General features: G+C 64.5%; 7 protein-coding genes. 3 read left to right on the top strand and 4 right to left on the bottom strand.

Going from position 1 to position 11,498, the window contains the following annotated elements; translation table 11 throughout:
• Window positions 1–78: 78 nt before the first annotated feature.
• From SKZ59_RS23415 to SKZ59_RS23400, 4 genes are read right to left on the bottom strand one after another with little or no spacing between them, the layout of a single operon-like run.
• A complete protein-coding gene (locus tag SKZ59_RS23415; RefSeq protein ID WP_319993080.1) occupies window positions 79–1,434 on the bottom strand; it encodes a T6SS immunity protein Tli4 family protein in 1,356 nt (451 codons plus the stop codon).
• A gap of 28 nt (window positions 1,435–1,462) precedes the next feature.
• Entirely contained in the window at window positions 1,463–4,516 is a 3,054-nt protein-coding gene (locus tag SKZ59_RS23410; RefSeq protein ID WP_319993079.1) for a phospholipase, read from the bottom strand.
• Between the two features lie 55 nt (window positions 4,517–4,571).
• Window positions 4,572–7,877 carry a type VI secretion system Vgr family protein gene (locus SKZ59_RS23405; RefSeq protein WP_319993078.1) on the bottom strand — a complete coding sequence of 1,102 codons (3,306 nt, stop codon included), beginning with the start codon at window positions 7,875–7,877 and terminating at the stop codon, window positions 4,572–4,574.
• On the bottom strand, window positions 7,874–8,518 hold the full coding sequence (locus tag SKZ59_RS23400) for a hypothetical protein (RefSeq protein ID WP_319993077.1): 645 nt from the start codon (window positions 8,516–8,518) through the stop codon (window positions 7,874–7,876). The genes SKZ59_RS23405 and SKZ59_RS23400 overlap by 4 nt, the downstream gene beginning before the upstream one ends.
• 315 nt (window positions 8,519–8,833) lie before the next feature.
• Here SKZ59_RS23400 and SKZ59_RS23395 point away from each other — a divergent pair, with 315 nt between their 5' ends.
• Genes SKZ59_RS23395 through SKZ59_RS23385 form a run of 3 tightly spaced genes read left to right on the top strand, consistent with a single transcriptional unit; the run spans window position 8,834 to window position 11,476 of the window.
• Window positions 8,834–9,706, top strand: coding sequence for a M15 family metallopeptidase (locus SKZ59_RS23395; RefSeq protein WP_319993076.1), 873 nt, complete (start codon window positions 8,834–8,836; stop codon window positions 9,704–9,706).
• Window positions 9,707–9,720: 14 nt separating this feature from the next.
• The gene (locus SKZ59_RS23390) at window positions 9,721–9,990 is read left to right on the top strand and encodes a PAAR domain-containing protein (protein WP_034754859.1); all 270 of its coding nucleotides are present in this window, start codon (window positions 9,721–9,723) and stop codon (window positions 9,988–9,990) included.
• A 31-nt stretch (window positions 9,991–10,021) separates the two neighbouring features.
• On the top strand, window positions 10,022–11,476 hold the full coding sequence (locus SKZ59_RS23385; protein ID WP_319993075.1) for a hypothetical protein: 1,455 nt from the start codon (window positions 10,022–10,024) through the stop codon (window positions 11,474–11,476).
• Window positions 11,477–11,498: the final 22 nt, after the last annotated feature.

Raw genomic sequence — 11,498 nt, 5'->3', positions numbered from 1 at the left:
GCACTTTTATCAAAGCCATTACACCCTAGAAATTTCGTTATAGCAAGAGTGTTTCGATTGAAATCCGGACTGCGGCAATCATTGCAAGCCGTTAATACCGCGCAGTTCCGGCATGGCCGGTTCCGTAGGCCTCAAATGTGTACTCTTCAACAAGGTTTCCAGGCGCGCGTAGCTGGTCTTGAACGGCGGCGGATTCTGCTTCAGTTCCGGCGCCTGCTCCATGCTGCGGCTGTTAAGTTCGATCAGGATGTAGGGCAGCACTGCCGTACCCAGCCATCCCGCGTAACCGGTAAATACCGTATAGGTTTCAAACGGCGTACTGCCGGGCCGGCTCACTTTCAGCGCCACGCCGCCCTGCTGCGCCGTCAGCGCGCCGATGCGGGCGCTACGGGGCGCGATGCGTTCGACAATGAAAGGCTGGGCTTCCTGCTCGCCGCGGCTGCCGAACTTGCCGATGCCGCCGGTGGCGGCCGCCTGGACCAGCGGCACTTTCAAGGCGCGCGGATCGACATTGCCGGTGCTAATCGTATACAACACGCCGGGCGCGTCGGGCCAGCGCAAGGACTGCTTGATAGCGCTGACCGTTTTGCCATCGTCAGCGATAAAGCCATGCGGAATGCACAGGCCCAAGTCTTTCGGCACTTCATTGGCGGCGCGCGGGCGGAAGCTTTTCAGGAAGCGGATGAACTGCTGACCATGCGCTGCCTCGCTATCCTTGTCGCGTATTTCTTGCGTGGATTCAAACACGTAGACATAATCGCCGCGCTTCAGGTGGCTGCGATAGATGGAGTAGCGCATGGGGTTGACCGTTCCCGACCCTTCGCTGCTGCGGTAGCCTTCACTGCCGGGCAGGCCGGAATCAAATGCCTGGTAGTTGCTCTGCAGTTCCTTGATCTGCGCCTGCCTGCCGGTGACCGACTTCTGCGCCAGATAACTCGCCTGGCGGGTCCTGGCGTTGGCAGGCTGGCCTTTCAATTGGGCCAGTTCCGCCTCATCGTCCTTGAGCAGCGCCTGCAGCCTGTCGATCCTCGCTTGCGGCATGGCTTCCCGCAAGGCGGCCAGGTCTTCCTTGCCTAGCGGCCCCAGGACGCCGATGCGGACATTTCCAACCTGTATCTCATCACCTTGGTGAAATACTTCCTCGCTGAAAGAGCGGTAAAAGATACCCGTGTCGGAAGCGTCCTTGTAGCGGGTCGGCCATTGCACCGGCGCATGCACGTCGAACACCAGCCGCCCCAGGCATTCGCGCGCCGTGCCGGCCGGCGTCACGTAGCCGGATGCGGTCGCTTGCATCAGTTCCTGCGCCGTCGGCTTGCGCGACGGCGCCGCCGGATCGGCCTGCTCAGCGCCCATGCCGTCGCCATGCGCGCCTGCACACAGCAGGAGAGCGGCAAGATGGCGTACGGCACTACGCGGAAAACGAACTATCATCATGGGCAGCAATCAAAAAATACACTATTCTTCAGGCCGCGCTTTCGCTCTGGCCGGTTGGCGGGCGTTTGCCTGATTCAACGTGGGCGTAGGTTTCTTGCGGCAATGGATGGTCGACATCGTGCAGCCGTTTCTTCTCCTGATGGGCCAGCAGGGTCAGATTCATGCCAGATATATTGTTTTCGCCTGCCGTCCAGGTAACCGGCAAGGCCACGATAAAACCCTGCACGCCAACGGGCGCCGATTCGGGCGCGCGCGTTTGCGCCTCCCAGGAATGCGATTTGTCGCGCAAGATATCGGCATCGCGCCAAAAGCGCTCGTGGAACGGCATGTGGTGTTCCAGACTGCGCGTCCTGGCATTCCAAGTGGGCCAGATCGAGCTGGGCTTGCCGCTTGGCCGCGCCAAGAAAGCGAAGGCCTTGGCATACGCTTCCGCATTGGCAAGCGCCACTTTTTGAATCGCCTCCCAAGTGTCCGGGGCCGCCGGACGCAACAGGTGCTTGATCAGATCCTTGGCCGGAGTGGCGCCATCGGTCAGGCCGAACAGTTTTTTCCACAGGCGCACCCGCAAGTCATGCACGTTGACGCTGACCTTGTCGCTATCGACACCATCGAGCTCAACATCGGTCTGGTTGTCATCCCTGACGACGACCGCCAGTTCCGAATCGCGCCCGCCCAGCTGGCTGCGGTCGTTGATATTGGCACTGCCCAGGATCGCCACCCGGTCGTCGGCGATCAGCAATTTGGAGTGCACATAAATCTGCTCCGTCACGTGACGCTTGTCCAGGGTTTCCCATGAACGCAGGTTGAGCAAGGTCAGGTAGCTGGTCCACTTGTCGCCGGCCAGTTCGGCCAGCCGGTCCGGCGCGTAGCCGGCAACGGTTTTCCTGGCCTCTTCCGCTCCGAGTTTTTTGCTCTTGCGCAGATCCCGCACGAGGATGGCGCGCCGGATCCGGTTGACCAGACTATCCTTGCCAAACACCAGCGACTGCATCGTCAAATGCAGCTGCGTCATGATATTGAGGGTGTCGAGCGTGCCTTCCGGATGTACCGGCAGCACCATGTAGACATGGAAGGGCAAGCCATCGTTGATGGCGCGCTCGATGCGCTGCGACAATGCCAGGCCGATCGGGTTGAGGATGCCCGGCTCTTCCTTGCCCATCATGCGCGTCGAGGTGATATCGGCATAGTTGCTCATCACATTGAACAGATCGGCCATGAAATCGCTGCCGCCACCGGTAATGTCGGCCCTGACATCGTCGATCTGCGACCAGATCAGCTTGTCGATCATCTCCGCCGGCGGCACGCCGTACACGCCGAGCTGCCGCGCGTACTTTTCATAGGCCGGCGACTTGCTGATATCGAGCAGCGCCGCCATGGGACCGGACAGCGGCCTGGTCTTGCTCGCATCGTCGCCATATTCCGACTGGAAAAACTGGCCCTCGATATAGATGAATTTCTGCGCCCCATTAATCGCCGTCAACATCGCCTTGAGGCAATTGTTCTGCGGCCACTCCGGCCTGGCCGAACGTTTACTACCGCGCGCATGCGCGGCCCGCTCGTCATTGAGCAGCTTCATCGGCGCGCTGCGCAACACTTGCACCCAGGCGTCGCCCGGCTGCGCATGCGTATTCGGCGGCGGCGCGGCGGCGATGCGCTGCAAGATCAATCTGGGCGTGCCGGACATGCCCAGCGCCTGGAACATCTTGATCAGCGCAGGCGGCATGCTGGCCTGGTACGATTTTTCATAGCGCTGGGCAATGCCATTCCAGCGCTCGATGAAGTTGCGGCTCAAGTCGCTCACCGACGGCCCGACGATGGCCGCATGCACGTCGTGCCATGGCATGCGCGGCTGCGTGGCGGCGAAGGTCTTGGCCCCGGTCGGCATGATCTTGCGCAGTTTTTTCAGGTTTTCATAGCGCGTGGGACGCGCGTCGGCCAAGGTCGACAGATAAGTGAGGACGCCGATCACGAAGGTCTCGAGCAGCTTGACCGTACCGCTGCGCAATTCGGGCGGCAGCTTGTTCAGCGAGCCGGCATTCAGCCACGACATCAGCGCCGTGCCGCCGTCGATCACATGCGCGCTGCCCGTGGTGCGCACGCCATCGACCTTGTCGCGCAAACCTTTGTCGAGCTGGCCGTAAGCCCAGCGCGATATATCTTGTGCGACATCGATCGGTATGTCCTGCAGCTTGCCGATAAAGTCGGGCATCAGGTCGATCGCCTGCCATTTTGCGGACATATTCTTCGATATCCGCGCGATGCCGTCCTTGGCATCCTGCACCACGTCAAGCACGACGGCGACCGGCGTGGCCATGGCCGAGGTGGCGAACGTGGCCGCGCCACCGACTTTTCCGCCGATGCAGCCGGCCAGCAGTTCGGCGCGCGTCAGGTAGGCCGTTTGCGCTTCGTTATTCATCTGGTCGATGGCCGGGATGCAAGTGTTGTACACCTCGTTGCCCTTGCGCGTGCCATGGCTGAGGGCAAACTTGCCATTGTCGCGGCGGCCATAGGCAAGGTCGATGCCGCCGACAAACGCGCGCTCATCGTCGATCACCACCAGTTTCTGGTGATGGGAAAAGCCGATGCCCAGCATGCCTTCCATGTCGCTCTGGGCGATCGCCGGCAAGGCGAACGCCTTGGCGGGGCCGTCGACGCCGGCATTGAGCTGGAAGATCGCCAGCACGGTTTCGAAGTCGCCCGTGTCGACGCCGACCTTGGGCGAAAGCCACGGCATCACGTACACTTTCGGCGCGGCGGGGCTGGCGATGGCCGTTTCCAGGCATTCGAACAAGGTCTTCGTCGCCGTCAGTTCGACATCGAAATTGACTTGCCAACCGGTGATGAAAATCGATTTTTTTGCCCCTTCGATGGCCTTGGCCACGGCCGTGAAATACTCTTCGCCGGTGACATAGAACTCGACGCGGTTACCCTTTTGCTGTTCGGAAAAGATGCTGCCCCACTTATGCTTGGGGAAATTCGGCAGTTCCTCGCCATCGTGCACGAAACAGCCGGGCGCCGACGTGGCCGGCGCGCTCGGCGTACCGTCCTCGGCCGTCAGTTGGGAGATATTTTTATTTGTCATGACACATGTCGCAGTCTGTTGCCGACGTGGCGTAGTGGGAAAGAAAGCGTCGCCATCAGACTTTCACCTTCGGCAGGATGTTTTTCAGGGTCAGCGAAGCCAGCGCTTCTTTCGCATAGCGCGCCTGCGGTGCCGCCGCCGCCTCGAAGATGGTGCCGTAGCGTCCGGCGCTGAAGTCCGCCGCCTGCATCGCATGGAACAGCTTTTCCTTGTCGCTCCAGTCGGGCGATTCGGTTTCCACGTTCAGCCGCACGCTGTGGCCCGGATACACGATCCATGTATGGTCCGGATTGCTCGCATAGACGGCGGCAAGCTTTTCTTCCTCTGCATCGCTGAGCTTGATATTCCCCGATGCATCGGTCTTGCCCTGCGCCACCAGCTTGTCGTCGTCGATGAAATCCATGCCGTCGGGTTGCGCGCCATGGGCGATCTTCCACGGCGTGTGCGCCAGCGCATGGCCTTTCAGCCCCGGCGTATCGGCCAGGCGCAGCAAGAATTTCAAGGGCCGCAGCGCCAGCTCGGAGCGCGGCAGGCGCGGCAGCGGATAGCCGAGTCCTGCCGGCCCCAGAAAACTCTTCTTGCCCGCAAACACGGTGATCTTGCCCGGGCACTGGATGGTGATATTGCCGTCCTCGATCGTGATGTTGGCGCCGCCCGCCGTCGACAGGCGGATGCTTTTCGCCGCCGCCCAGTCGATGTGCGCGTTGGCGCTGGTGACATTGACCTCTTCGCGCGCCTGCACCTTGATCTCGTCGGACTGGGCCTGCACCTCGATGGGCTGGCTGGCCGCCACCAGTTGGACGCCCAGCTCGCCTTCGCCCGGCTTGACGACGCCGCCCAGCATGCCGATCGCCTGGCCCGTGTGCAATCGCCATTGGCCGCCGCTGGCGAACTGTGTATCGAGCCCACTCATCAATGTTGCCGTTTCGCCATTCGACAATTGCATATCCTGGCCGGCCACCACGCCCAGGCCCGCCTTGGCCGCCACCGCGATGATGGCGTCGCTGCTGTGCGGCAGCTTGTCTTCGGCTGGCGCGACGGGCTTGCCGGCCGCGTCGCTCCTGGCGGCCGCCACGCTGTCGCGGCTCAGCATGCCCGAGGCACTGGTCAAGAATGCCGGCAACGGCGCGGCCTTGGCATCGAGCGTACTGCTGCCGGGCGCCGTCGCCCCCAGGTGCGCCGCATAGGCCACCCCCTGGTGCGTGACGGCCGCCTCGCTGAAGGTCTCGCCCAGCTTGGCCGCCTGCTTGAGCAGCGCCATGCCGGGCGCATTGTCGCCGGCCGGGTCGCGTGCCCGCGCGTCGTGGTTGACGAGATAGCTGGAAATCAGGAGCCCGGCGCCCGCCCGCACCGCGCCATACGCATCGGTGCGCAATTCGGCACCGGCGCCGCGCAGGCTGCCCCGGTAATTGTCGGCCGTGTGGATCAGGTGGCCAAGAGTGAGTTCGCTGGCCGCATGGCTGCTTTTCAGCTGTACCCGGCCCTGGCTGTCGGTGTCGTCGAACAGCAGCTGGTTATAACCGGCCATGCCGCCCGCCTTGCCGAACTCCTTGCTGCGGATGCCCCATTGCGCGCTGGCATTGCGGTGCGCCGCGCTGGCCCCTGCTGCCCCGTGCCACAGCGGACTATTGCCGCCCGCCACATTGCCCTGGCCCGCTACCGCATGATCGTGGGCCGGCTGGAACACGCCGGCGTCGCCTGGCTCGCCGCCGACGCCGCCCGGGGTCGGTTTGGTACCGCCCTCGCCCTGGCCGTTGTACAGCGCGCCGATGATGACGGGCCGGTCGATATCGTTTTCCAAAAATTGCACCAGCACTTCCTGGCCGATGCGCGGCAGGAACTGGCTACCCATGCCGCCGCCGGCCGCGCGCTGCGCCACACGCACCCAGCAGGTGGCATGTGTTTCCTGTTGCCAGTGAAAGCGGATGCGCACCCGGCCCAGCCTGTCGCAATAGATTTCATCGGCGCCGCTGGCCGCGTCCTGGCCATCGGCTCCCACGACGATGGCGCTCTGGCTGCCGCAGGCGGTCGGTTTCGGATGCTGGCGCAGTCCGTTTTCACCGAGCACCGGGCGCCACGGAGTGGCGGCGGGAATCGCTTCCAGATGATTGGCATAGCCGCTGGCCACCGCTTGGGCGATCACCTGCTCGAAGTGTTCGATGTGGCGCGGTCCGAGGTTCAGTGTGCCCAGGCTTTCCTGCAGCAGTTCCGGGATCGGGCCGAACAGTTCAGCCAATCCTTGCCTGGCCGGCGCCGGCAAGTTGTTGACGCCCACGCTGCAGACGCGCAGCACCGTATAAGCCGGGGCCGGCGCATCGCCACCCGCCCCCTGCAGCGGCCCCTGTGTCAGGCTGAACCGCGTACCGGCGCGCAAGGTGCGCACCGTCGAGCGCGCAACGCAGCGTTCGCTGCGCGCTTCGAGCGCCTGCATCCGCAACAGCGCGTAGCGGCTGGCCTGGGCAGCGTCGGCATAGTAATACTGGCCCGGCGTATCGTAGCTTTCCAGCAATGGCGCATGCTGGCCGCCCACCGCCGTCCGGGTCGGCACGCCGGCCGCGACCGCCTGCTTGGCCTTGTAGTCATAACTGAGCACGGTCGCCAGCGCCGTGTTCAGCGAACGCGCCGTGCTGAACGCCTGCAGCGTATCGCCCTGCTCGCCGGCGCGCGCGCCATGAAAGCGGATGCCGCCGCCGGCCGCGCTGGAAGCATCTTCCGGCACCGCGCTGTCGGCGCTGCTGTCGGCAAACAGCACCAGGCAATGGCCGCCTTCCTGCTCCTCGAAGCGCCATGCCAGTCCTTCCTCGGTCAGCAGGCGGCCGACGAAATCGAGGTCCGATTCGCGGTACTGGCAGCAATAGCTGCGCACCGCGGCGCCATCCATGAACGGACGCGTGTCGTCGCTCCAGCGCCACCGCGCCGCGGGAACGTAGGACTGGAATACGGACTCGATGATCTCGATCACGCTCTTGTCTTGCCAGACTCTGCTGTTACGCACCTGGCCCAGCCGCCACAGCCACGGTGTCAGGCGCAGCCGATAGCGCGCCAGGCCGCCGAAGCTGCCCAGCATGGCCGCCTCGCTGACATGGCCGCTGAAGCTGGCGCGGCTGCCATCAAACAGGCTCACTTGCAGCGTGGCCAGCTTGCCCAGCATGGGCGCCAGCGCCAGCTGGGCGCTGGTCGACAGCACGATGACATCGCGCGCGCCGGGCGTCTGCAATTGCTCGTCACCGGCGAACGCTTCCACCAGCAAGGGGCCCGCATCCTGCGCGCCGTCGCCTTCCAGCGTGATCTCGTACAAGCGCGTGATACTCGAGAACGCTCCCAACGCAGCGTCCACCTGCTCCAGCTGCGCTGCGCTCATCGCGCGCCTTTCGCCGCAGCCCTGGCCGCCTTGCATAACGGCTTGTCGGTGCGGCCGGCGCAGGTCCTCTGCCGGCAGCTATCGGCGGCCGCCGGTTTCAATTTGCTGCATTGCTGTAACTGGACTTGCAGGCTGGACGGCGCTTTTTTGGGCGGCGTGCCAGCCTGGGCATGCGATACGAGCGCGGCCAGAAGCGCCAGGTCGTTTTCCTGTTCCGGCGTGACGGCGGGCTTGGCAGGAGCAGCGGGCTTGAGCGGTTTGGCTGGCGGTTTTTTCTGCGGCACGCGCGCCGGCTTGGACGCGCTCTTCTGCGGGCTTTCCAGCGCCTTGCTCAGCACATCCTTGGGGCCGGGCACGGACGCCGGCGCTGGGACGGGCAAGTCGGCGCCCAGCATTTCGCTCAAGCTCTGCCGTGGCAGCGCCTGCTGTTCCTCCTCGCGGATGCTGGCAGCGGCGGTGACGGGCGCGGCGGCCACGGCCGGTGTTTCCGGTGCTGGTGCCGTACTGCTCAACACGGGTTCGGCCACCGCCGCCGCCTCGTGTTGCCCCAGCCAGGCGCCGGTGGCCAGCAGCAACAAGGCGCCGGCCAGCATGCCGCCCCAGACCGGCCACCGGCTGGCGCGCCTGCCTTCATGCGGCATGGGCGCAGGCCGCCTGCCACCTTCGAGATGGTTGAGTATACGGCTGCGGTCGGCCTCGGCCTGTTGCGCGGGCGTCAATAAGCTGGGCCGTGTCGATGGCCGTGGGCTGTCGTCATTGCTTTGCAAAATCTTAACTCCTGTCAATATTTGCAATACCTTACGACAATAAAAAAAAGCGTGACGCATGTTAGGAAATCAACAGTGCGCACCCGGCGCACAATTGAAACTAAGCGCCCGTAATTAGCAAGTTAGTAAGATATACTCACAGGCAATATTAGCGCAAACGCTGGCGCAGCCGCATTCCACTGCCCATGCATGGCGCCTTTTTCGAGCGGGGTGGGCGTGTTTCTACTGGCGGTGGCACTCTATTTTTTACTGGCATGCCTGATCAGCTGGCTCGTGCTGTTTCCATCGGGCCGCGAACTGCTGCTGCGGGCGCTGGCGACGGCTGAACAAGGCATCGGGGCACGGCTCGATCGGCTTGCCCGGCGCAGGAACGCCGGCCTGGACACGCTGCGCCGTGGTGGCGCCAGCACCTTGCTCGGCAGCGCGGCGTTCGTGCGCCGCCATTACCTGCTGTTCCTGGGCGGTGCGGCGGTGATGTGTCTGCCACCGGCAATCGCCTTGCTGGCAGGCAGCAAGAGTGTCTTGGGCGGCTACGAAGTGTCGACGCGGGAAATGAATACACAAGTATCGGCCCTGCTGCAAGGCGAACAGCTGGTGCCGCCGGTGGATCTGCCGCCGCTGGTGTTCGCCACAGAGGAAGTACAGCAAGTGCGGCCGATGCTGGTATCGGCCAGCCGCAACTGGACGCTGCTCAATACCGAGTACGCACAAAGGCTGCTGCTGGTGTTCAAGATCATGAAGGAAAAACATGGCTACGACATGGCCATCCTGGAAGGTTACCGCAGTCCGGAACGGCAAAACATGCTGGCCGGCATGGGCAGCAATGTCACCAATGCGGCCGCGTTCCAGAGCTGGCATCAGTATGGCCTGGCGGCCGATTGCGCCTTTTTGCGCGACGGCAAGCTGGTGATCTCGGAAAAAGATCCCTGGGCCATGCGCGGCTATCAGCTGTATGGCGAAGTGGCCGAATCGGTTGGCATGACCTGGGGCGGCCGCTGGAAAATGATGGATTTCGGCCACACGGAACTGCGCGTGCCTGGTGTGATGAAAAAACAACGATGACTTAAGGAGCACATATGGCTGGTCCTGTAATCAGATTGGGTGACAAGACATCGCATGGCGGCAGCGTGCTGGAAGCCTCGGCGGTGACGGACAGCGGCGGCATCGGCATCGCGCGCGTGGGCGACAAGGTTTCGTGCCCGCGGCCTGGCCATGGCACCTGCCCCATCGTCAGCGGCGACGCCAGCTGGATCGTCGATGGCAAGCCGGTGGCCCGCCAAGGCGACAAGACCAGCTGTGGCGCGGTGCTGATCGCCAGCCAGCAAGCCACCACGGATCAGCTATGACGTCCGGCCGCCACTGCAAGGGAGCGCGCTGATGCGCGCGTGGCTGCGGCGCAGCCTGCTGATACTGGCCGTGTTCGCCTTGTGCTGGGGCGGCGCGATCTGGTACTGGCGCACCAGCACGCGCATGCCGTCGACGGGCGACCTGGCCGGCAGCATGCTGGCGTTGCCGCTGGCGCTGCTCATCAGTTGGTGGCTGGGCAAGAAACTGCTGGCCAGGCTGACGGCGCCGGCGGCATCTCCCGCGCTGGTTGACGCCGCCGGGGCCGACGCCGGGGCGCCCGGCAATGAACCTGCGCCGCGTGCGCCGCTGCACCTGGCCGCCGCCGCGCTACGCATGCCGGGCGGCGCCTCGGCGCCGGAACTGGCGGCCGCGCTGCAAGACAAGCAGCAGCGCCCAGAACTCGACCCGGAATTGACCGACGCGCAAGGCTACCCGGTGATGAGCGCCCGCGTGGCCGATGTCGATGAACATGAGCAGAAGGCACTGCTGGACGACTGGCTGCGGACCCGTCCGGCCGATACGGCGCAGGGCGCAACAGCGCATTTCGATGCCGAACACTTGCGCGCACTGGCGCTGGGCGCCGGCGTATTGACCGAACTGATGCAGGAAGCGGCGATGCACACGGAACTCGACGACTATAAGGCGGCGCAACCGCGATCGCGCGCCGCGCTGGCGCTGGCGCTGCCGACCCTGCAGCTGCATCTGCTGTTACCACCCGATTGGGACCAGCCGCAGCGCGACACGGGCGCCGCCTGGCTGCAGGCACAGGCGGAACAGCAAGGCTGGCCTGCCGACAAGCTCGGCGTGCACCTGGCCGGCGACAGCGGGCCGCTGGCGCTGATCGAACAGCTGGCCGCGCAGGCTGCCTTGCAAGAGTTGCCTTGCCTGGCCATCGTGCTGGCCTGCGGTTCGCATATCGGCGAGCTGACCGTGCATGACTGGACCTCGCGCGGCCTGCTGTTCAATGCGGGCCAGCCGGGCGGGCAAATTCCCGGTGAAGGCGCGGCCGGCCTCTTGCTGGCCGACGCGGCCCAGGCGGCGGCGCTGCAGGTGGACACGCCGGTACTGCTGCACCATGCCAGCATGGCCGTGCGTGGCCAGTCGGCGGACAGCCGCGGCCACGGCGATGCCACCTTGCTGACCGAGCTGGGCGGCAAGGCGATGTCGGCGGCGTCTGTCGCCCCGGCCGCGATTACGCGGCTATACGCCGATGCCGACCAGCGCTCGAGCCGCATGATCGAACTGATGAACAATGCCGGCACGCTGCTGCCCGATATCGATCTCAGCAACGACGTACTGAGCGTGGCGGCGGCCTGCGGCCAAAGTGGCCAGGTGGCCACCTTGGCGGCGCTCGTGCTGGCGCGGCACGAGGCGGCCGAGAATGCCAGCCAGGTGCTATGCCTGAGCAACCTCGACGCTTTCCGCCGGGCCGCAGTGGTGGTGGGGCCGGCGGCCCTTGCCCCTGAATCCATCGCAGCGACATGACCCCTCCCTCCACCATGCCTAT

The organism is Janthinobacterium sp. GMG2 (assembly GCF_033949445.1).
In the GTDB taxonomy this organism is placed as follows: Bacteria; Pseudomonadota; Gammaproteobacteria; order Burkholderiales; family Burkholderiaceae_D; genus Janthinobacterium; species Janthinobacterium aestuarii.
This window is presented reverse-complemented; position numbering and strand designations above follow the sequence as displayed.